Raw genomic sequence first — 22248 nt, 5'->3', positions numbered from 1 at the left:
ATAACTACAAGCGTCGCCAAGAAACACTAAATGGCATGACCCCGAAAGAATTTCGGAATCATGCCATTCTAAAAACTGCATAGCTATTTTAATTATTTGAACTGTCTACTTGACTCGGAGCAGCCCCCACGTTGTTTTTGATTACGCTTCCGTTGGGGCTGGAACGGACAGGAAGCGTTGGACCTGTTGTTGATAATTCAAAAATAACCCAGTAAATTTACTATCACTATTGGCCTCCCACGGCTTGGGCGTGCCACAATAATGCAACAACACCGTGTGACTCATGACCCAGTGAATGTCGTGCTCGGTCAACGTACGCGTTTGATAAACTAAGTACTTACGCGTATCGTAATTCCAAACTTCTTCGTCAATTTCTAAAATGCTCTCGCCGTACAAGAAATTCAGGATATCCTGGTCCGGTAAAATTAAATAGTCGTGGTACGCCGCGATGGCCGCTGTAATGTCGTTTAAGTGGATGTTGCGACGGGCCTGATCCACGTCAATCACCAACACTCCCGAATTAAAGTAACTCGTGTTCGTCCCCAAACGGATCTGATTAACACTATCGACTAACTTCGTGACTCCGCGGTGCGCCGCGGCGGCTAACATGTTTCCCTGCAGATCTAACTCCCATAACGGCGTCACGTCGTTGATCACCAGGATATCAGGGTCCAAGTAGATCACCCGGTGAACGTCTGCCGGCAGGACTTGCCCGCACAGTAACCGGAAATACATGGCCGGCGGGTAGCGCTTGATCAGGGCCGGTTGGTCGGTCAGGTCAACTTCGACTGGCAAGGCCGTCAGCTCCCAACCCAAACCATCCGTTAAGGCGCGCACTTCCGCGACCTGCGCGTCAGTTAGGCTTTCATGAACGAGCCAAACGTGAAAGGACCGCTTTAAGTTGTTGGCGTGCAGCGACCACAACATGACCTTAAGTGGTGGGACGTAACCCGCGTCTAACGTTACTAAGATATCAATTGGTGTTGCCATCTCAATCCCCGCTTCCATTCATTATTGTAAGCCGGCTTCTTCCCTTAGAAATTCGTCGACCACTTCTTGGTAACGATCCGGATGCGTTCGAATCGCCTGAACGTGTTCGGCGTCCGGATCAATGTAGAGCCCCTTCTGCTGTGGTAACTGGTCGTACAGTTGGTGAGCGTTACGCACCGGGACTGTCTGATCCCGGGAACCGTGAATCATTAAAATCGGCAGGCCCCCAATCGCAACTTGGTGTAAAATTTGACCGTCTTTAAACGCGTAGCCCGCCCGGGTATTTGCCAGGTGGTTCGCCATTGGCATGATTGGGTAGGCCGGTAAGTGGAACTTATGAGTCAGGCGGTACTTAGCCTCATCGTAGAGGTCCGCGTACCCGCTATCCTCAACGACCGCCTTCACGTTTTCCGGTAACGGTTCACCACTGGTTGCCATGACCGTGGCGGCCCCCATCGAAATACCCATTAATACGATCTCAACGTCCGCACCTAACTGGTCCAACGCCATCGTGATCCAGCGTTCGTAATCCAAACGGTCCAGCCAGCCGTACCCAATCGTATGGCCCTCACTATCGCCAAACGCCCGTGCGTCGGGCATTAGCACGTCGTACCCCAAGCTCATAAAGATTCGGGCGTAGGGGATCATTTGCTCCCGCGAGTGGCCCAGTCCGTGTGCTAAAATGGCTAGGCGGCCCACCGTTTTCGGGTTAGGAATGTACGTGGCCACCAGGTTTAAACCGTCAAAGGACTGGATCATCCATTGCTGCTTAGGCTGCTTTTCGTACCAAAAATTCTCAATCTCCGTATTTTCGGCCCGGGACAGCTCCTGCCCCCGCAGTTTCTGCGCGTCGTTAACGTGCATCGCCATTTTATAAGCCACTAACCCGCCGACCAGCGAACCGGCGTAAGTGGTCGCCCCGACAACCCCGGCTAACTTTAATCCTAATTTCGTTGACTCTTTCATCCTAGCCACCTCATTTCCATTTCATTTAACCATAGATCAGGTCCGAATGCTTGGCAAACGGCCTTTTTGTTAGCATTGATTCGCTATCAAGAACCGTGTTTTCAATTATCGTAACCGGTTTCATTTTCATTTAAAAAAGAAGCTGACCCGGGCCAGCTTCACCTTAATGTTCTGCTAAAATGACTGGTCGAACCAAATAAACTTCCCGGCAGAAGCCCTTCATCGAGTTATACACCCGCTGGGCCCGCGATTGTTTGCGGCAAACGCCAAAAACGGTCGGGCCGGTCCCGCTCATTTGCGCGGCGTCGGCCCCAAAATTCAATAACTGCTGCTTGATCTGCATAATTTCCGGGTAACGCCTAGACGTAATCGGTTCTAGAACGTTGCCCATGTGGCTAAAAATCTCCACCGGATCCTGAGCGTGAATCCCCGCTAGCAAGCGTTCAATGCTCGGATGTGGTGCTAACTGAGTGTAGTCGACTTGCCGCAAGATGTTAGGTGTTGAAACGCTGACCTTGGGTTTGGCCAGGACGATCCACATCGGTGGTAGCTTCGGTAAGGGTGTCACCACTTCACCCTTGCCGGTCACGTGAGCCGTTTGACTAAAGACACAGTACGGCACGTCCGAATCAATCTGCAGGCCTAACCGGGCTAACGTTGGTAGGTCCAAGTTAAGTTGCCACATTCGGTTGAGGCCACGTAAAACCGCCGCCGCGTCGGACGAACCACCACCTAAACCGGCGGCCACCGGAATTGCCTTTTTAATCTTGATTCGCACCCCCCGCTCTACGTGGGAGTGCCGTTTTAAGACGCTAACCGCTTGAAAGGCCAAGTTGCGGCGGTCATTTGGCAAAAAACCGCTGTCGGTCACCACTTCAATTCGGTTAGTCGCCAGATCTTCTAGTTGGACGTAGTCGGCTAAATCGACCGACGTCATCACCATGTCCCATTCCTTGTCACCGTTACGGTGTTCAAATAAGGTATCCAGTCCTAAGTTAATTTTGGCTGGCGCTTTTTCCACGATTTGCACGCGTCTCACCCTCTTCCGTACCCGCGCAACGCGGGCCGTTAGCTTACTTTGATACAATTATACTAATATCAAGGCAAAATAAAAAGACCTTGCTGGGGGTCTTAATATTGAGAATTCACGTGACGCGAATTAAGCTTCAGTTGTTTCGTCTTCAAAGGCGATTTGAACGTTTTTGGTTAACACATCGGTGTAACTGTAGGAGACCCGCTCAAATGCGTTTTCCTGTTGGTCTAAATCTACAACAAACACAGAACGGTAAGTTTCTTTCAGGACACCGTGACGTTCAGTGGTTTTCTTGCGACCCGCTTGAGCGACGACCTTCATACGTTGGCCGATCCGGGAGTCGAGTTTATCTTTAATTGCAGCTAGTGAAATTGGCATTCAGAATCCTCCTCATGAAAGACACTATACTAGCTTTTCACAGAAAAGTCAATATTATATCACAAGGTTTTCCAATGTGCAACAATTTTATAATCAGACCAATTCTAAATTAATTCGGCCTGGTGTAAAGCATCGGTCAAGGTAATAAACTCATCAACTGTCAAGCGTTCTGCTCGAATTTTAGGGTCAATTTTTGCCGTATCCAAAGCTTTTTGGATGGCTTCCTTCGTTTCGGGTTGTTTACCAAACAGACTCTGCAAATTGTTCCATAAGTTCTTCCGGCGGTGCGCAAATCCGGCCTTGACCACTTTGAAAAAGGCGGCTTCGTCAAACGGTACGTGCGTTCTAGTCGGTAACGCGGTTAACTTAACAATCGCGGAATCCACGTTTGGCGCCGGCACAAAAACGGTCCGGGGAACCACCATGGCCATTTCGGCGGCCATGCGGTATTGCACGGCAATCGTCAAGGCCCCGTACGCCTTAGTTCCGGGTTCGGCGGCTAAGCGGTCCGCGACTTCCTTTTGCATCATGACAACGATGTTTTCAAACTTGACGTCCCCGGCTAAGAGGTTCATTAAAATCGGGGTCGTAATGTAGTACGGCAAGTTGGCAACTAGTTTTAACGGGCGGTCGGCATCCAGGTGTTCGTTGACCATTGCGGGCAGGTCAACCTTTAAAATATCCTGGTTAACGATTTCCACGTTATCGTAGTCGGCCAAGGTTTCGTCTAAGATCGGCAACAACCGGTCATCAATTTCAAACGCTAGGACTTGGTGGGCGGCCCGGGCCAAATATTCGGTTAACGCCCCGATTCCGGGACCAATTTCAATCACGTTGTCTTCCTGACTAATATCGGCGGTAAACACGATGTTGTGCAAGACGTTTTGGTCAGTCAAAAAGTTTTGGCCCAGACTCTTTTTGACGCGGAGTCCGTAGGCGTTCATAATCGCCTGGGTGCGGGCGGGGTTGGCAATGTCTAAATCTTTACTCAATTAATTTTCCTCCGTAGTTAACTGCTCAACGGCCTGCCAAAAAGCATCCGGCTGAACTTGAAATAGCTGTAGTCGTTTGGGTAACTGTTTGCCGTTGACGTAACCGATTTTTAACAGCTCGCCTAAGCGTTCACGCCGTTGACGGGCTTGGGGACCGGCTAACAACCCGGCTTGGATCAGGTCACGTTGACTAATCAACGCGACTGGCTGGTCGACCCGTTCGGTGTATAAACTGGCTAACGCGGCCCGAATCGCTTCGGGACTAGCGTGTTCCACGCCGAGACTGCCCCCCGCTTTCGTTGGGACCCCCGCTTTACGGGGTAAAAAGGCGTGCTTGACGCCCGGCACGCGGGCCGAAATGATCTTACGAATCCGTTCCCCGGAGAAGTCCGGGTCGGTGAACACGATCACCCCGCGAGTCGCTTGGAGCTGCTTGATGTGGGCCAGCGTTTCTTCGGAAATCGCTGACCCGTTAGTTTCTAACGTATCGGCGTCGACGGCTAAGGCTAACCGTTTGGTATCGTCCTTGCCTTCAACGACGATGACTTCTTTAATCTTCTTCAATCTTAAAAAATTCCTCTGCATTTTGATAAGTTTGCGCGGCAATGGCTTCCGGCGTCGCTTCTCGGAGTTTGGCAATCGCTTCGACCACGTAACGGGTATAGGCCGGCTCATTTTGTTTGCCCCGGTATGGTTCCGGTGTCAGGTACGGCGCGTCGGTTTCGACTAACATTTTATCTAACGGGGTTTCCTTAACCGAAGCGTGCACTTCATCGGCGTGTTTAAACGACGCGACCCCGCTGTACGAGATGTGCATCCCGAGGTCCAAGAATTTCTTGAGCCACTCGGGGTCCCCGTTAAAACTGTGCATGACCCCACCGGTATCACGGATATCGGCGGCCCTCAAAATTTTATACGTATCTTCAAAGGCGTCGCGGTTGTGTACGGAAATTGGCAGGCCCATGTCCTTCGCAATCGCCACTTGGCGGGCAAAAATCTTCCGCTGAGTCTCCCGGGGCGACGTGTCCCAGTGGTAGTCCAACCCAATTTCACCGAGGGCAACGACTTTAGGTTTTTGCAACTGGTCAATTAGCACCTTTTCGGTTGCGGGCGTGTAATTTTTCGAATCTTCCGGGTGCCAGCCGACGATGGCGACCAGCTCGGGATAGGTCTCGGCGAGCTTAATGGCGTCGGCGTTAAGCTGGGTGTTGGAGCCCACGATGGCCATCCGAACAACGCCTAAGTTCTTAGCTTGTTGCAGGTAGCGTGGAACGTCTTGAATAAATTCTTCACTGTTTAAATGGGTATGGGAATCAAAAATGCGCATGTCAGAACCCCTTTTCGACTTTTGTTATCTTAGTTGATTTTAACATGAGACGCAAGAGTGGAACAGCCAGCGGGTAAAGACCGAGCATAGCCTAGGCTGAGCAATAATGGGTGGTTTTCCCAATTGTTGTTTAGCCGTAGCTAAGCAGAGGGCTTTGTTGGCTGTTCCACGTTTCGACTAGCTAAATAAGTCGGTGGATATTATTCACGCGCAGCGTTTTGACAATCATTTTCCATTTTACACTTATTATATAGAACATTTTGATCAATCCCACTGACACAAAAAGACGCCCGCTAACCCGCGGACGTCCGTTTATTTTATGCGTGTTGGTCACGCCAGTACAACCACGCGTACGCGCCGGCCATAACTAGGCACACGCCTAGAACGTAGGCCGGCAGCGTGGTGATCCTGCCGTGGTGTAACCAGCTCATTAAGTAGGTCAGCCCGCTGACGGCCAAGTAGTAGCCGAGGCTGAACCAGCCACTGGCACTCCCCATCACGCTTTCGTACCCGATCAACGCCCGGTTAAGCGCGTTGGGTAACGTGATGTTTAAACCTAAAAACACCACGAAAATGCCAATCAGCATTCCCAGCATGTGGTTCCAACTGGCGGCAAGCACCAAGCCGATTGCTGCAACGCTGCTGAGTAACAACCCGTTAAGGGCAATTTTCATTGGCGACCAAAAGTTGACTAACCAATTAACCAACAGCGCACCGCCTAAGCTGGCAGCCGCTAATAATAATCCTAAACTGCCGTACGCAACGGCACTCAAACCGAAGTGCGTTTCAAAAATAAACGGCGCTTCGGCGTAATAACTGAACAGAATTCCGTTAATCCCACTAATTAATAGGCCGTAAATCCACACCACTGGGTCACTCAACAGGCGTTTAGCCACCCGTTGTTGTTGTGACCAACTAGCTACTTTAACCGTTTCCGGCCGGGTTTCGGGTAAGCGCGCCCCCGCGTAAAGTAAACAGGCAATTGCCATCATGATCAGCACGGAAAAGACGTTTTGGTACCCGCAAGCGGTCTGAACACTTCCACCAATCAACGGTCCTAACGCTGGCGACAGCGCCATTGCGGCACTGACCTTGGCGAAAACTTTGGCTCCGGCGACCCCGGAAAAGCTTTCCCGCATAATGGTCTGGGTAACGACCGAACCGGCACTGGCACCAAAGGCCTGAATGAGCCGGCAAACCAGCAACCAGTTAAAACTTGGACTGAGATACAACCCCAAGTTACCCACTAGGTAAAAGATCAACCCACCCAGCATAGCGGGACGGCGGCCCCGGTAGTCGGCAAACTGTCCCCAGAAGAGCACCCCCACGGCAAAGGCCACGAAGTAAATGCTCATGGTGAGTTGGCTTTGACTCGCGCTAACGTGCATTGCCCGGCTTAACGCGGGTAAAATTGGGGTGAAAATTGATTCACTGATTTGGGGAAAGCCCACTAAGGTAATTAATAATAGTAAGGACGGAACTTGTTTTTGGACGTTTTTCATTTAATTTATAACTCCTATTTAAATTAATTTGCGGAAAAACGTCCTTTTCCATCTACGGCCACACACACTAAAATTTGTTCATACTTCATGCGCAGTCACCTCGTTTCTGTTCAACCACTGTACGGGAGTTTTTAGTGTTTGTCAAAAAGCTCTGACATTGACGGCCTAAAAAAAGCGAGCTTTAACGTGTTGAAGAGACGTTAAAACTCACTTTTTATTTACAATATTTAACTATTTCATTATTAATGACTAACCCAAGTTACTCAATAATGACCTTCGTCCCGTACTTGATGTTTTGATAGACCCACTTCGCGTCGGCCACGCTTAAATGGACACAGCCGTGCGAAGACGGCTTTTTACCTAGATCCGCGACATCGGACTTAATAAAGTGCCCCTGAGCGTCTACCGGAGTGGAATGAAATAAGTATTCACCGTGATTTAACCATGAGACCCAGTAATAGGCGCCTTCATCAACCTTAGCACTATAGAAATACTTACCACGTTCGGCCTGCACGTGGTAGGTTCCGCGCGGCGTTTTACGGTCAGCGCTCGGAACCCCCGTCGAAACGTACATCGTGTAAAGCACCCGCTTGTGATCCAGCAAGTACATCCGCTGCTGCTTCAACGAAACTTTAATGCTCAAATCCGGATACTTCTTCACATCCGGATAAGCGACCGTCTCCGAAGATTTCCGCCAGTTGATGGGTGTCCGCATCACCGTTTTTTTAGCCGCTGCTCGTTTCTTTGCACGCTTAACCGCTTTACTAGTTGTAACTTTACGGGCGTGCGCGTACATCCCGTTAACTTGATGAACCGTAAAAACCCCCGCGACAAGGACGATAATTCCCACAAACACTAACCATGATTTACGTTGCATATTCTCAATCTCCCCATTAAACAACTACCACCCGTATCGTAACACCCCCAGTATTCGGAAACTAGCCGTACCACTATAATCAATCAAATTATTAACAAATTCATGTGCTAATCGGTCACTTCACGCCATCATAAAAGAGCCGTGATTGACGCACCACGACTCCTTTAAATTTAAACCATTATTTTAATTTACGAAATCAGCGAACCGTTGACCATGCTTTCTGGCACGGTGATCAGTTGAACCTGACCGTCGTGTTCGGCGGAAAGCAACATTCCCTGGCTCATTTCGCCACGCATCTTACGGGCCTTTAAGTTCCCCACGATGATGACCTTTTTACCAATTAAGTCTTCTGGTTCCGGATACCACTTGGCAATTCCGGACAGGATCTGCCGGTGATCGGCGTCACCAGCATCCAACCGGAATTGGAGCAGTTTGTCGGCTCCCTTGACCTTTTGCACGTTAATTACTTCGGCAACCTTTAATTCAACCTTATCAAAATCATCAATCTTAATCTCTGGTTTCGTTAAGTTCAGGCTCGTTTGTGCCGGGTCCCAATCGTGTTCAACTTCGGCTTCGTGTTTAGCCGCTTCCATCGCTTTACGCCCCTTCTGTTTATCAGACTTAGTCATCTTACCCTTTAAGAATTCAATTTCTTCGTCCATGTCGACCCGTGGGAAGATTGGCGTTCCCTTGGCAACCACTTGGGCCCCCGCTGGCAAATCACTCATCTTTAAGTTCGCAATCGCTAAGCTGGCAACGTCTAACCCGAGTTGCGTGAAGATTTCCTTCGGCGCGTGGGTCATAACGGGACTGATCAAACTAGCAATGACCCGTAAACTAGCTGCTAAGTGGGCCATTACACTGGCCAATTTTTCAGCGTCTTCCGGTGCCTCACTCTTAGCTAACTGCCAAGGCGCAGTTTCGTCAATGTACTTGTTCGTCCGGCTGACCAATTTCCAAACTTCACCCAGTGCGTTGGAGAGGTGCAGACTGTCCATGTCGGCGTTGTAGGCTTCAATAGTTGCGGCCGCGGTCGCTTCCAAGTCGGCATCAAATTCCGTGACGTCGGATTTAAAGGCTGGTAATTTACCATCTTCGTACTTGTTGATCATCGCCACGGTCCGGTTTAACAGGTTCCCCAGGTCGTTAGCCAAGTCGTAGTTCACGCGGGCCACGAAGTCTTCCGGCGTAAACGAACCGTCGTTTCCGTAAGGCATCGCCTTAACTAAGTAGTAACGCATGGCGTCGAGGCCGTAACGTTCCACCAAGGTTTCGGGGTAAATCACGTTTCCCTTCGACTTAGACATTTTATCGTCACTCATCAGTAACCAGCCGTGACCGAAGACCTTCTTAGGTAGTGGCAATCCGAGGGCGTGTAAAATAATTGGCCAGTAAATGGTGTGGAACCGCACGATTTCCTTACCAACCATTTGCACGTCGGCCGGCCAGTACTTGTTAAACAGTTCTTCGCTGCCACCAGTGGCGTAACCCAAAGCGGTGATATAGTTGGTCAGCGCGTCGATCCACACGTAAACGACGTGCTTGGGATCACTCTTGACCGGAACCCCCCAGGTAAAGCTGGTTCGGGAAACCGCTAAGTCTTCCAAACCGGGCTTGATGAAGTTATTGATCATTTCGTTCATCCGGTTGGATGGTTCAATAAAGTCCGGGTGACTTTGATAGTAGTCGTACAACCAATCCGAGTACTTGCTCATCTTGAAGAAGTAGGACTGTTCCTTAACGAGTTCCACTTCGTGACCACTCGGAGCCTTCCCACCGATCACTTTGCCGTTATCGTCGCGGTAAACTTTAGCTAACTGCGTTTCGGTGAAGTATTCTTCATCATCAACGGAGTACCAGCCTTCGTATTCACCCAAATAAATGTCGCCACTCTTTAGTAAGCGGTCAAAAATTTCTTGAACGGCGCGTTCGTGGTAATCGTCGGTCGTCCGGATAAACTTATCGTTCGAAATTTCGAGTAATTTCCAAAGGTCCTGAATCTGCTTAGCCATGCCATCCACGTATGACTTGGGATCCGTTCCTAATTTTTCAGCTTTTTCTTCAATTTTAAGGCCGTGTTCGTCCGTCCCGGTCAGGAAAAAGACATCGTAACCCATCGCCCGCTTGTAACGTGCTAAGGTATCACACGCAATCGTCGTGTAGGAGTTACCGATGTGTAATTTCCCCGAAGGATAGTAAATCGGCGTCGTAATGTAATATGTTGGTTTAGTTTCTGCCATGACGTAAATTCCCTTCAAACTTGTTTGTAGTTCAGTCGCGATTAGTTTAAGTGCCGTCCATTAAAAAACACTCATTTGCGAACGGTCCCGCGGTTCCCGCTAACTTGCGGGCTACCCGGGGTAAACTCTTTTCCATTGTATCATACTTCCCGCCACGATTAGGAACTGGTGAGAGCAAAAGACCGTTCAGAAGCTAAAAAATTCTGAACGGTCCGCTAATTTTAAACACTTTGATTTAACTGGTCAAAAAAGATACTTAGCGCGAGTAAGTCGGCGGTACCGCCGGGACTCAGGTGCCAATCGATCAGCTGCTGGTCAAACTGCACTAGCGCCGCTCGCAAACGCTCCTCATCGTCCCAAGTACTTCCCATTAATTGCTGAGCGTAGGCTTGAACCCGCTGTAAACCGGTTTGCCCACCACGGTGTAAGACGTTCCCGTCTTCTAGTTGAGCAATCAGGTAGACCATTAATTTGGCGTAGCGGTAATTGGGCGCCAACGCTTGGTGTTGCCGTAAAAAGGGCAACGCTAACCTTTGTAAGGCCGGGTAGCCCGCCTCAGCCTCACCGCGAACGCCCAGGACACCGTACTTCACGTAGAGTTGTTCTCCGTAAGACAACCGTTGCTTGGCACGTAATTGGGCAAAGTCCCCGCTAGTCAACCCGGCCGTCATCTCCTGAACGGTCGTAAAAACCGGTGTAAACTGACGTACTCGTAGCTCGGCCAACGACTGGTCGCGTAAACACCACCCCAGCGCCCCTAACAACACCGCGTAAGAGAAGTTGGCACCTTTATGGGTATTCACTTGGCGGGTGGCCGTAAGCATTGCCCGCTCACCGGTCGCCCCCGTTTGTCGGAGTGCCGTAAACAGGGTGGTAAGGCTGGTCGCCTGCCGCCCTAGAGTTACGTACTGGTGTAAAAACGGCGTCAAAGCGTTAATACTCGTCACAAACAAATCGTAATCCATATCGGTATGGGCCCCGTTAGAGTACGGGTCCACTAGCCCCGGTTTGGGGCTCAGTGTGACTTCCGCTAATAAGGACTGCCGGGCAACGGCGGCTAAGTCGATGGTCGTTAAACTATTCAAGGTCGTGAGCCCTCATTTCTTTAATGATGAATTGAAGTGACTGTCCTAAGTGTTCGCGAATGATCAAGTTGATCTGGACCTCGTCGTGGTTGACCATCGCTTGGTAGATTCGCCAGTGTTCTTGCAACGCCAGTGCCCGGCGTTCGCGGGACATGATTGAGATGTCACGGAAGTAAACCAGGTAAGCCTGTAACTTAAAGACGATGCTAACCAGGTGCGGCATGTCACAGTGTTGGTAGATGAACAGGTTAAAATCGGTAAAGTAACTGACAACGGTAATGTCCGGGGCCTGGTCCAGTTCGGCTTCGGTTTGCTCCAACATTTTACGCAGGGTCACAAAGTCGTCTTCGGTCATCTTAGCCATCGCTTTGCGGGTCGCTAAGGCGTCTAATTCCTTACGAATATCAAAAATCTCGTAGGCGTCCTTAATGGTAATGCCCTTCACGATCGTACTAGCGCCGGGCATGCTTTCAACGAGGTCCTCGGCCGCCAAGCGTTGCATGGCGTAGCGAATGGGGGTCCGGCTAACGTTGAGTTCTTCGGAAAATTTCTTTTCATTAATTCGGGTCCCAGCCGGGATATCGCCCAAAATAATGGTTTTCCGAAAAGCTTCTAACACTAAATCTTTTAACGGCTTATTCTGTGATAGGTCTAAGTTCTTCGCCACTGCCTTAACCACGATATCCATGCTGCTCACTCCCGTTTTTGTTAAATTATATCAGAATTATGTAAGCGGTAGCGGTTATTGTTGCAATTCACTCACCAATAACCGCCCGTCCGCACAAAACAACCGCCACTCGTGCGATTGCTTCGGGTTGTTCATGATCTATATTAAGCTTTTGGGGCAAAATCTAGTTGAATCGTTTGCAGGGGAACGTCGTAATAACGATCTTCACGCCGTCCTAAGAAGTCGCGCCCCTGATCCGGGAAGAGACCGTAGATCAGCACGTCTTCCATACTATGCGCGTATGCCTTGATTTCCTGCTCAAATTGAGGCAGTTGTGGCGCGATGGCGTCCGCTGGTCGACTATCAATCGGCTTTTCGTTACCAATGATTTTGTGAACCATGGCGGGGGCAATCGGAACCGGTGGCCGACCATATAAGCCGCGCACGTAGTCCTTGATTTCGTTGGGGATCAGCTTATACCGTTCCCCACTCATCACGTTCATCAACGCCTGGGTCCCAACCATTTGTGACAACGGCGTTACCAGTGGTGGAAAGCCAAGGTCGGCCCGTACCTTGGGTACCTCGTTTAGCACCCGTTCATACAACGCTTCTTGGCCCTGGTCCTTAAGTTGGGCCAATAAGTTCGACAACATGCCCCCGGGAACCTGGTAGCGTAACGACTTCGGTTGGACGTCCATCACCTTCGGGTTCAAGCCGCCGTCAGCCCTGAAACGGTCACGGATCGGTGCGAAGTATTCCGCAATTTCCGCCGCGAGCGTGGCGTCAACCGGTACTTCGTAACCGAGATCCCGTAACGCCACGAGCATTGATTCCGTGGCCGGTTGACTCGTACCACCGGCAAACGGGGAACTAGCAGTATCAATGATGTCCGCGCCAGCTTCGACCGCCTTAATGTAAGTCATGTCGGCAATTCCGCTGGTCGCGTGGGTGTGAACTTCAATCGGAATGTTAATGGTCGCTTTCAGTTCGCTAACTAAGTCGTAGGCCCGTTGGGGGGTCAAAATTCCCGCCATGTCCTTAATACACAGCGAATCGGCACCCATGATTTCCATCTCTTTGGCCAACTGAACGTAGTACGGAATCGTGTGAAATTCACTGGTCGTGTACGAGATCGTCATTTGCGCGTGGCCCCCATACTTCTTTGTTGCGGCCAGTGCCGTTTTCAGATTCCGGGTATCGTTTAACGCATCGAACATTCGAATAATGTCGATCCCGTTTTCAAGCGACTTTTGCACAAACTTTTCCACCACGTCGTCGGCGTAGTTTTTATACCCAAGGATGTTTTGTCCCCGTAATAGCATCTGTAACTTCGTGTGTTTAACGTGTTTGCGGATCGTCCGCAGACGTTCCCACGGATCTTCATTTAAGTAGCGTAAACACGAATCAAACGTGGCACCACCCCACACTTCTAGCGCGTGGTAGCCGGCCCGGTCCATTTTATCCAAAATGGGGACCATGTCACTAATCGGCATCCGCGTGGCAATTAGGCTCTGCTGGCCATCCCGGAGCACGGTTTCCATCATTTCAACGGTTGGTTTACTCATACTTCCCGCCACCCTTCTGCAATAATTTCGTCAACGGCCCGTTGCATCTCAACTAACTGGTGCGCCCGTGAGCGGCTGCAAACCTTCGCGTCACCGCCACAGACCAGACACTTTCGCCGCGGAAGCATTAAATCCTCCCGACTCATGTGTTGTAACCCGTCCGGCCCCGTCGTCAACACGTCAAGGTCGCATAACTGACCAAACTTAGCGCCCTGTTCAAAGGTTACTAAGTCCCGTTTGACCCGTTTGGCCGGTTCGTTGACTAAGACGTAAAATTCAAAGCCGGTCACCCGTTGAAAGCTTGCCGCCGTGACCACCGCCGCCCCGTACTTATTAATAATCCCGTTCGCAACGGCTTGGTACTTCGTCGTTAAGTGCGTGCCGGTCTTTACGGGGCCCGGAATACGGGTCGACGACCAGATCAGCGTCGACTCCGGCTGCGCTGCTAAGATGGTTCGTTGTTGGTCAGCGCGCCAATCCCGCGTTTGCAGCATCGCCATCAACTCGATCTCCGGACCATCTAAATTTTTAAACTGGTTAGACATTTTTAACAACGTCGATCAAGTGACCATCCCGGTACTCGATCAACGCAACAACTTGGTCGCCATAGTGGATCTTCGCGGGAACTCCGGTAATGGCGTAAGCTTTGTCCCGTAATTCTTCAATGGTAAATTGCGGCACCTTTAATGATTTGAACATTTTGATCAAGTCCGGGCGGTTCGGGTTGATTGCGATCCCAAGTTCGGTCACGATCACGTCCACACTGGCCCCCGGCGTTACCACGGTCGTGACTTCATCCACAATGGTTGGGATGCGGCCGCGCACGATGGGCGCGACGACCATGCTCATCTTGCAAGCGGCACTTGTATCGGAATGGCCACCCGAAGCGCCCCGCAAGACACCGTCGGAACCGGTAATAACGTTGACGTTGAAATCGGTATCCACTTCCAGCGCGGATAGGATCGCCACGTCTAACTGGTTGATCACGGCACCCTTGCTTAACGGTGAGGCGTACATATTGGCGTCAATTTCGTAGTGGTCCGGATTGTCAGCCAGTGAGACTGCCGACGGGTGATCAAAATCTTGCACGTCGATCAGCTTGTCAACCAAGCCCTCTTTTTGCAATTCCACCATCGCGTTAGTGATCCCACCAAGCGCAAAACTGGCCTTAACGTCTTGGTCGATCATCGCCTGCCGCATGAAACGGCTCACGGCTAAAGCGGCACCGCCGCTCCCAGTTTGGAACGAAAAACCGTTCTTGAAGTAACTGGACGCGGTAATGACTTTGGCCGCGTATTCCGCAATCAGAAGTTCCTTCGGGTTCTTTGTGAAGCGGGTCGCACCCTTCGCAATTCCATCCGGATCCCCGATGGCGTCCACTTGGACCACGTAGTCGACGTCGGTTTGCGGAATACTAATTGGGGTGTTCGGGTACGGTACCAACGTATCGGTCACCGCGACTACTTGGTCGGCGTACTTGGCATCGACCATCGCGTAACCCAAAGAACCACAGGTGGCTTTACCCTTCGTCCCGTTGATATTCCCGTACGCATCGGCACTCGGGGCACCCAGGAAGGCGACGTCAATGTGAATATCGCCACTGGCAATCGCCCGGGCCCGTCCACCGTGGGAACGAATCACGACCGGGTTAGCCATGATTCCACTAGAGATGGCCGCACCGACCTTATCGCGTAAACCACTGGACGTGATGTTGGTGACCACGCCATTTTTAATGTGGTCAATCAGTGGTGCGTGCACGTTCGCGATTGAACTTGGCGCAATTGACAAGTCCTTGATACCCATCTTGGCAATTTCGTCGAGGACCATGTTCATGACGAAGTCGCCTTCCCGGAAGTGGTGGTGAAATGAAATGGTCATACCATCCTTGAGACCAGTTTTAACGATGGCGTCGTGAATGCTAGCCAGTAACTTCGTTTCGTTTGGTTTAACTGGTTGTACATGTTTCGTGGCGGCTTCGAAGGGTTTAACGTTCGTAAACTCTCCGTCGTAGACGCCGTATTGGTCAGCGTATTTAGTTGGAATATCGCGATTAACTTGATTAATCCCCATGGTTAGTCCACCTCCATATTAGTTGCTTTGGCTAAAGCGAGGACCCGTTCGGCCCGTTCAACGATTGGCTTATCGACCATTTGGCCGTCCACGGCGATTACCCCGGACCCCTTGGCTTCGGCCTCACGAATTCCGGCCATCACTTCCCTAGCCTTTTGAACTTCTTCAACCGTTGGCGCGTAGATGCCGTTAATGACCGGAATCTGGCGGGGGTTGATGACCGACTTGCCGTCAAAGCCAAGTTGTTTGATTAGTTCGGTTTCCCGGCGCAGACCGGCTTCATTATCAACATCCGAGTAGACGGTGTCGATGGCGGCGATACCCGCCGCCCGGGCTGAATGTAAAATGTAGTTACGAGCAAACGACAATTCCGCTCCGTCGGCGTAGCGTTTCGTCTTTTGACTGGTGACGTAATCTTCGGCACCCAGAGCAATCCCAATCATCCGGGGCGACGCCTTAGCAATTTCACGGGCGTTGAGGACCCCTTCCGCCGATTCAATGGCGGCCATCATGTTGGTCGTTCCAACCGGAATCCCGTACTTTTTCTCAACCGCGGTAATGACTTCGTCGACGTCCACGATGTCTTGGGCCGTTTCGGTTTTGGGTAGCCGAACCACGTTAATGCCACCGAGCACCATCGCTTCAATGTCTTGCCGGCCACCCGCGGATAGCGCGTTGACCCGGACAACCGTTTCAACGCTGGAATAGTCAAACGTTTTTAAGGCGGAGTAGACGAGGACCCGGGCCGTATCCTTTTCCTTTAAAGAAACGGCGTCTTCCAAGTCAAACATGATTGCGTCCGCACCGTATAAAACGGCATCGCGCAACATCGCCGGGTTAGCGCCCGGGACAAACATCATCGTTCTTCTTAATCGTTCCATGAGTTGATGGCCTCCCATTCGTAATCTGATTCGCCACGTAAGCGGTAAGCCGCCGCAATCGTCCGGGCCTTGATCGTACAGTCCAAGGCTCCCTTATCTACGGCTTCGACCTTAACGTTGGTGATGGCTAACCGTTGCAAAATATCCGTGATCAGTGCGGTGATGTGCTCACCAAATTGTTTTTTGACGTTACTTTCTAATTCAACTTGAATCCCTTGCTGGTTCGGTTTTAACGTAATCATGATGTCGCTTGATTCCGTCGTTCCAGCCGTGGCGCTTTGCTTATTTGTCATGGTAAACACTCCTTATAATTTGTTCAGTCGTTGGTGGTACCAGCGCGCGAACCCGCGGCCAGTCACCGGCACGGATTGCTTGCCGCACCGTCGTTGCACTCACGACCCGCGAATCAACGCGTAGACGCGGCAACACCGTCAGTTGCAATCGTCCAGCAAAGGTCGCTGCCATCTGTTGGTTATACAGCGCCGTTACCGGGGAGTTGGGTTCTTCACCAACGAACCGTTGTTTGATCGCCAAAACGGGGGCGATCCGCGTTAAGAATAGCTGGGCGTCTAAACGGGCTTGTTCAGCGGCTACCGCTAAATCAGCCTGATCCTTTAAAAAGTAGGATGGAAACGTGGTGTTGGCCACGAGGTAGTGGTCCGTTGGTAAAACGACCACCCGGGACTCGTCCGCTAAGCCTTGTTGAACCATCGCTAAACGGGTCGCCGTATCAAAAGTGGAACGGTCCTCCGAAACCACTAATACGTACACGACGTCACAACTTTTTAACGCCGTTTGAACTAAGTACCGGTGGCCGTTCGTAAACGGGTTAGCGTTCATCACAACGGCCCCCGCTTGGTGACTGGGTTGTTTTTTTTGCCGCAGCTTTTCCTGGTAAGCCGCTAAATCGGGGTACCCCCGTTCTAGCAAGGCCACGTGCGCCGTTGTGGCAATGTTTTTAAACCCTAAGGCCTGAAAATAGGTGGCCGTACACGGTTTCGTGTACACGTAAGCTTGTTCGTAACCCGTAGACGTGAGCCGTTCCCACAAGGCCGTAGTAATGGTTGCCAGGAGGTTTTGATGCTGCGCGGTATCCGCGACCGCCACTAACTTAATAATGTTCTGGTACGTCGAACCGGTCGCAATCAAGTACTCCTGCTCGTAGATGCCGACCACGTAATCAACCTGGGCGTCCGGGACTAGTCCCGACTGCCGTAATAACGTTTGCCACGCCGCTTTGGCGGACGGATTAAGCTCTAACCACAGTCGTTGGACTCGCATCCCGCGCACCTCACTTTGCTGGTAATAGTTTCAACAATAACTTTGCAACTAAGTAAATAATGAAGAGGACTAAGAACACGCCGCCCATTCCAAAACCCATTAGTTCAAACGCAATTTTTAAATTTTCTAGCATGGTGTCTGCCCCCTACATAAAGAATGAAAGTAATAACCCACCGGCAATGACCGAGCCGATTTGACCGGAAACGTTGGCCCCGACCGCGTACATTAAAACGAAGTTCTTCGGGTCCTCGTCCGACGCCATCTTTTGGATGACCCGGCTAGACATTGGGAAGGCTGAAATTCCGGCCGCCCCAATCATTGGGTTAATTTTTTGCTTCCGGAATACGTTCAACAGCTTCGCAAACAACACCCCACCGATCGAGTCCATCACAAACGCAACTAACCCGAAAGCGATAATCATTAACGTCTGTAAGTTGAGGAACTGGTCAGCCTGTAGTTTAACGGAAATGGTCAAACCTAACAGAATGCTGACAATGTTGACCAGTTCGTTTTGGGCCGTAGCGGATAAGCGATCCAGCACCCCACATTCTCGCAGTAGGTTCCCAAACATTAGGAAACCGACCAACGGCAGTGAAATCGGGGCAATAAAGCCGGCTAAAATCGTAACAATAATTGGGAACAGGATCTTGGTCGTCTTTGAAACGCTCTCGGCTTTATACGTCATCCGAATCTGGCGTTCCTTTTTAGTCGTGACCGCCTTGATCGCCATGGGCTGAATAATTGGAACCAGCGCCATGTACGAGTACGCGGCCACGGTAATCGGCCCCAACAAATTCTCCGCCAGTTGGTTTGAAACGAAGATGGCGGTCGGACCGTCGGCGGCCCCAATGATCCCAATCGAAGCAGCTTCCTTAATGTCAAAACCAAACAGGACCGCCACAATAATGACGAAGAAGATCCCAAACTGCGCGGCCGCACCGAATAGTAACATGAACGGATTTTGCAATAACGGACCGAAGTCGATCATTGCACCGATCCCGATAAAAATTAACAGTGGGAATAGTTCGGTCGTAATACCGGCTTTAAAGAGAACGTCGAGGACCCCTTCGGCCTTAGTTCCGCCGACCATCTGCGTCAGTACCCCGGTTTTGGGAAAGTTGACCAGAATGGCTCCCAATCCCATGGGAACGAGCAAGGTCGGTTCGTATTCTTTTTTAATCCCTAAGTACATTAAGATGCCGCCAATCAACATCATAATGATTTGGTTAAAGGTAATCGCGGTAATTCCTTCAATCAGCGTTTCCACATCGCTACCCCTTTCAGCTAATCGTAATTAGCGCGTCCCCGGCGTTGACCGTGTCGTTTTTGTTAACAAAAATTTCTGCCACGGTACCGGCCCGGTTAGCCACGATTTCGTTTTCCATCTTCATGGCTTCCAAAACTAACAACGGTTGATTTTCGGTAACCTGATCACCGGGTGCAACTAACATCTTAATAATCGTACCGGGCATCGGCGCCTTCATCGCGTCACTCGTATCGCCAGACGCAGCCGGTGTTGGCGCTGCGGCCGGTTCAGGTTGCGGCGCCGCCGAAGCGGGGGCAACCGTTGGTGTGGCTTGAACTGGTTGCGGTGCGGGGGCCGCGGGAGTCGCCGTACCACCAATTTCTTCCATTTCAACCAGGTATTCCTTACCATCAATGGTGATCTTAAATTTACGTAACATTAGTGCTGGTCAACTCGCTTTCTAATTGATTTGACGACGAAGTGCCCGTCGTCCACCGCCGTCGCACAACTGCTAGCAATCACGCTAACTAGTTGCGCTTCCGGATTTTGAACGTAGAGGTGTTTTAAAACTAGTTTGCTGTCCGTGACCGACGTTGTCGCAACGCTCGCCGCAATCAGCGCCGGAATCACGTTTTCCTTTGGATCAATTTCTAAATATAACGGCACTGGTTCCCATTCCGACGTCGGCCGCGTTGCCACTTGCGGCTTCGGGGGTTCCGGAACCACCGGCAGTGCTTCCGTCGAATGGTGTAACAATCGTTGCCATAAATGTGTCATGGATTTCACTCCCTAAGTATTGGCAATTTAACCGGTTTAATGTGCTTTATTGTGGAATGTAGAACGGCATGTGTCCGGTCAATAGGATCGTGACCACGAAAATCACGAAGACCCCGAGGGCGTACTTGGCGGTTTCTTTTTGCCAAGCCCCCATGTCCAAACCAGTTAACCGTAACAGTAAGTAAATAAAGGCAACTAACGGACTGAGCAAATGGAAGGCTTGTCCCATTAATGACGCTAACGCCATCTGCATGTTGGTAAAGCCGTATGCCCGTCCAGCTTGTGCTAAGACTGGTAACACCCCGAAGTAGAAGCCGTCGTTTGAGAGGAAGAACGTCCCCGGTGCTGAAATAACGGCAATCACGATGCCCCAGAACCCGGCTAATTGGTGAGGGATAATTTGTGTGAAGCTTTGTGCCAAAGCGGTCGCCATCCCAGTTCCCTGGAAGAGTCCCATGAAGACCCCAGCCGCAAACACTAAGATAACCACTTGGACCGCGTCGCCACCGTTTGCCCCGATTCGTTTGGACTGATCCTTTAAGTTTGGATAGTTAACCATCAAAGCAATACAAGTTCCGACTAAGAATAGTAACAGTGGTGGCATTTCTAAAGCTTTAATGAACGACCCGGCCACTAACCACGCAATCAGGACAATGGTCAAAATACCGTTAAAAGCAAAGTTCTTGGGCCGCCGAATACCGGCAACTTCTGGATCAGTCACTTCGATCATGGCGTCAATTTCAGCCGGTGTTAATTCCTTAATCCCTAAACGTTTCCGTTCACGTTTACCCATTCCACGCGCAACCACGAAAATCACGTAGAGCAAGGCCAGGATCATTCCCGGCATAACGTAGGCTAAGATACTGGCATCAACGTCCAACACCGCCATGGCCCGGGCCGTTGGACCACCCCATGGCAACAAGTTCATGATGGTGTTTTGCAGGATAACCAGCACCCCTAAGTCCATCATCCGCATGTTCAATTTCTTATAAATCGGAATGAACGCTGAACAACAGATCAAGGTGGTGGTCGTTCCGTCACCGTTCAAGGAAACCGCGGCGGCTACGACGGCGGTCGCCATCAGCACCTTCATCGGGTCCCCTTTTGCGAAGTAGATCATTTTCTTGGTGATTGGGTCAAACAACCCCGCGTCCAACATAATGGAGAAATATAAAATGGCAAATAAGAGCATAATTCCCGTGTTGGCCGTAGTTTTGATTCCTTCCAGAACGAAATCCCCGATGGTGCCTTTCTTGGCAACCCCCGTAACCATTGCAAAAATAGCAAAAACTAATGGCACTAGCACTAATGCTGTAAATGGTGACATCTTTTTCTTCATGATGACAAACATGAAGACGACAATCATAGCGTAGGCGATTATTGTTAGTAACATGGTTTCAACTCCTTTAAAATTTATAACCAAATCATAACCTGATGAAAGCGCTTTTTCTAGCCGATTTGTTCATAAGCACACAGAAAGAACACTTGCCACTAATTTCAAAAATCAGCTTTTAAAGTTGTCCTAGTCCACGCCGTTCCCCCGTTTGGTATCCTGAAACAATGCTTCAACCAAGCGGAGCGCTTCCCATTATGCTCATTTGTGAACTTGTTCTAACAATAAAAAAAGGATCGGCATCGCTGTCGGTCCTTACACGTTCCTGCCTTTACCAGTCGCCGAACTTATCGTCCTTCAACTGTTGCAACAACTTCTGATAATGATCATTACTAATTTCGCCCTTAAAGTGTGCGTCTTCCAAATTATTAAAGCGCTCCGCCAAGTAGTACGCCGTTAAATACAGCGTTAACTTTCGTTTCACGATTGCTTCGGGATCCAAGTCATCGGCAACCTGGTGCGATGCAACCACCATCTCGGCAAACTTACGTTGGTCCAGTTTCAAATTATTATTGTCCCGATCAGGATTAACCATCTGAATACCCCCTTACCTATTCGTCTTAAGCTAGTTTCAGATTATCATATTCCCTAATTTAACGGGATATTAAAATTGTTCTTTTGATGTTTTTTTATAAATGCAATTATCACGGCTCGGGCTGGTCCTTCCAAAGTCAATGCTTCACGCCTAACGCCAATCATTCAATTTTACCTAAATTAATTGCCCTAGTTTGTTTCAAACTCTGCTTACCGATTCCAAGTTAGTGCACACTTTCCAGCCCTCCGGTCGGCGTGGACTGGCCAAAAAAGCGGTGGGCACAAATTTGAGCCCACAACCCAGGTCTCAACCATTGGCCTTTCACCGCTGGGGCCATCCACGCTCTCCCTTCAGGCTTCAACTAGTCGTTGGCGGGCCGTAACCACTAATTTATTTAGTCTTAATAGCACGTTGCTTAAAATACCTGATTTTAAATACCAACC

25 protein-coding genes are annotated in these 22248 nt (G+C 50.3%); 1 reads left to right on the top strand and 24 read right to left on the bottom strand.

The window, feature by feature from the left end:
• Nucleotides 1-83, top strand: an 83-nt coding sequence (locus tag D1831_RS14935; RefSeq protein ID WP_341483886.1) for an IS3 family transposase, incomplete at its 5' end; no start/stop codon positions are given.
• A 58-nt stretch (nucleotides 84-141) separates the two neighbouring features.
• On the opposite strand, the gene D1831_RS11585 is transcribed toward D1831_RS14935, so the two are convergent.
• The 24 genes from D1831_RS11585 to D1831_RS11470 all read right to left on the bottom strand — a co-directional run bounded on the left by D1831_RS11585 (nucleotide 142) and on the right by D1831_RS11470 (nucleotide 21805).
• The gene (locus tag D1831_RS11585) at nucleotides 142-990 is read right to left on the bottom strand and encodes a glycosyltransferase family 8 protein (RefSeq protein ID WP_125073092.1); all 849 of its coding nucleotides are present in this window, start codon (nucleotides 988-990) and stop codon (nucleotides 142-144) included.
• 21 nt (nucleotides 991-1011) lie between these two features.
• Nucleotides 1012-1956, bottom strand: a complete 945-nt coding sequence (locus D1831_RS11580) for an alpha/beta hydrolase (protein ID WP_125073091.1) — start codon at nucleotides 1954-1956, stop codon at nucleotides 1012-1014.
• Between the two features lie 163 nt (nucleotides 1957-2119).
• On the bottom strand, nucleotides 2120-2986 hold the full coding sequence (gene ispE, locus D1831_RS11575; protein ID WP_125073090.1) for a 4-(cytidine 5'-diphospho)-2-C-methyl-D-erythritol kinase: 867 nt from the start codon (nucleotides 2984-2986) through the stop codon (nucleotides 2120-2122).
• A gap of 129 nt (nucleotides 2987-3115) precedes the next feature.
• Nucleotides 3116-3367: a Veg family protein gene (locus D1831_RS11570; RefSeq protein ID WP_125073089.1), complete on the bottom strand. Its 252-nt coding sequence runs from the start codon at nucleotides 3365-3367 to the stop codon at nucleotides 3116-3118.
• 104 nt (nucleotides 3368-3471) lie between these two features.
• Nucleotides 3472-4311 carry a 16S rRNA (adenine(1518)-N(6)/adenine(1519)-N(6))-dimethyltransferase RsmA gene (gene rsmA, locus D1831_RS11565; protein WP_225422871.1) on the bottom strand — a complete coding sequence of 280 codons (840 nt, stop codon included), beginning with the start codon at nucleotides 4309-4311 and terminating at the stop codon, nucleotides 3472-3474.
• Nucleotides 4312-4359: 48 nt separating this feature from the next.
• Entirely contained in the window at nucleotides 4360-4923 is a 564-nt protein-coding gene (rnmV, locus tag D1831_RS11560; protein WP_125073087.1) for a ribonuclease M5, read from the bottom strand.
• A complete protein-coding gene (locus tag D1831_RS11555) occupies nucleotides 4910-5686 on the bottom strand; it encodes a TatD family hydrolase (RefSeq protein WP_125073086.1) in 777 nt (258 codons plus the stop codon). Before D1831_RS11555 ends, rnmV begins: the two co-directional genes overlap by 14 nt.
• Before the next feature lie 317 nt (nucleotides 5687-6003).
• On the bottom strand, nucleotides 6004-7188 hold the full coding sequence (locus tag D1831_RS11550; RefSeq protein WP_125073085.1) for a multidrug effflux MFS transporter: 1185 nt from the start codon (nucleotides 7186-7188) through the stop codon (nucleotides 6004-6006).
• 259 nt (nucleotides 7189-7447) lie between these two features.
• A complete protein-coding gene (locus tag D1831_RS11545) occupies nucleotides 7448-8065 on the bottom strand; it encodes a L,D-transpeptidase (protein WP_125073084.1) in 618 nt (205 codons plus the stop codon).
• A 188-nt stretch (nucleotides 8066-8253) separates the two neighbouring features.
• Nucleotides 8254-10305, bottom strand: a complete 2052-nt coding sequence (gene metG, locus D1831_RS11540) for a methionine--tRNA ligase (RefSeq protein WP_125073083.1) — start codon at nucleotides 10303-10305, stop codon at nucleotides 8254-8256.
• Between the two features lie 221 nt (nucleotides 10306-10526).
• The gene (gene citG / locus D1831_RS11535) at nucleotides 10527-11390 is read right to left on the bottom strand and encodes a triphosphoribosyl-dephospho-CoA synthase CitG (protein ID WP_225422868.1); all 864 of its coding nucleotides are present in this window, start codon (nucleotides 11388-11390) and stop codon (nucleotides 10527-10529) included.
• A complete protein-coding gene (locus D1831_RS11530) occupies nucleotides 11383-12078 on the bottom strand; it encodes a GntR family transcriptional regulator (protein ID WP_125073082.1) in 696 nt (231 codons plus the stop codon). The genes citG and D1831_RS11530 overlap by 8 nt, the downstream gene beginning before the upstream one ends.
• Nucleotides 12079-12221: 143 nt before the next feature.
• A complete protein-coding gene (locus D1831_RS11525; protein ID WP_125073081.1) occupies nucleotides 12222-13622 on the bottom strand; it encodes an oxaloacetate decarboxylase subunit alpha in 1401 nt (466 codons plus the stop codon).
• Nucleotides 13619-14167, bottom strand: a complete 549-nt coding sequence (gene citX, locus D1831_RS11520) for a citrate lyase holo-[acyl-carrier protein] synthase (protein ID WP_125073080.1) — start codon at nucleotides 14165-14167, stop codon at nucleotides 13619-13621. The genes D1831_RS11525 and citX overlap by 4 nt, the downstream gene beginning before the upstream one ends.
• Complete coding sequence (citF, locus tag D1831_RS11515) at nucleotides 14160-15692, bottom strand: citrate lyase subunit alpha (protein ID WP_125073079.1); 1533 nt, start codon at nucleotides 15690-15692, stop codon at nucleotides 14160-14162. The genes citX and citF overlap by 8 nt, the downstream gene beginning before the upstream one ends.
• Nucleotides 15693-15694: 2 nt before the next feature.
• On the bottom strand, nucleotides 15695-16573 hold the full coding sequence (citE, locus tag D1831_RS11510) for a citrate (pro-3S)-lyase subunit beta (RefSeq protein WP_125073078.1): 879 nt from the start codon (nucleotides 16571-16573) through the stop codon (nucleotides 15695-15697).
• Nucleotides 16561-16866, bottom strand: a complete 306-nt coding sequence (citD, locus tag D1831_RS11505) for a citrate lyase acyl carrier protein (RefSeq protein ID WP_125073077.1) — start codon at nucleotides 16864-16866, stop codon at nucleotides 16561-16563. The genes citE and citD overlap by 13 nt, the downstream gene beginning before the upstream one ends.
• Nucleotides 16856-17854 (bottom strand): [citrate (pro-3S)-lyase] ligase, encoded by a 999-nt coding sequence (citC, locus tag D1831_RS11500; protein ID WP_125073076.1) that lies wholly within the window; start codon nucleotides 17852-17854, stop codon nucleotides 16856-16858. Before citC ends, citD begins: the two co-directional genes overlap by 11 nt.
• A gap of 10 nt (nucleotides 17855-17864) precedes the next feature.
• Complete coding sequence (locus D1831_RS14865; protein WP_125073075.1) at nucleotides 17865-17987, bottom strand: OadG-related small transporter subunit; 123 nt, start codon at nucleotides 17985-17987, stop codon at nucleotides 17865-17867.
• A gap of 12 nt (nucleotides 17988-17999) precedes the next feature.
• Complete coding sequence (locus tag D1831_RS11490; RefSeq protein ID WP_125073074.1) at nucleotides 18000-19121, bottom strand: sodium ion-translocating decarboxylase subunit beta; 1122 nt, start codon at nucleotides 19119-19121, stop codon at nucleotides 18000-18002.
• Nucleotides 19122-19134: 13 nt separating this feature from the next.
• Entirely contained in the window at nucleotides 19135-19539 is a 405-nt protein-coding gene (locus D1831_RS11485; protein WP_125073073.1) for an acetyl-CoA carboxylase biotin carboxyl carrier protein subunit, read from the bottom strand.
• Complete coding sequence (locus tag D1831_RS11480; RefSeq protein ID WP_125073072.1) at nucleotides 19539-19877, bottom strand: hypothetical protein; 339 nt, start codon at nucleotides 19875-19877, stop codon at nucleotides 19539-19541. The genes D1831_RS11485 and D1831_RS11480 overlap by 1 nt, the downstream gene beginning before the upstream one ends.
• Nucleotides 19878-19923: 46 nt before the next feature.
• A complete protein-coding gene (locus tag D1831_RS11475) occupies nucleotides 19924-21270 on the bottom strand; it encodes a CitMHS family transporter (RefSeq protein WP_125073071.1) in 1347 nt (448 codons plus the stop codon).
• 271 nt (nucleotides 21271-21541) lie between these two features.
• The gene (locus tag D1831_RS11470; protein ID WP_125073070.1) at nucleotides 21542-21805 is read right to left on the bottom strand and encodes a hypothetical protein; all 264 of its coding nucleotides are present in this window, start codon (nucleotides 21803-21805) and stop codon (nucleotides 21542-21544) included.
• Between the last annotated feature and the right edge of the window lie 443 nt (nucleotides 21806-22248).

The organism is Lactiplantibacillus garii (assembly GCF_003885105.1).
In the GTDB taxonomy this organism is placed as follows: Bacteria; Bacillota; Bacilli; order Lactobacillales; family Lactobacillaceae; genus Lactiplantibacillus; species Lactiplantibacillus garii.
This window is presented reverse-complemented; position numbering and strand designations above follow the sequence as displayed.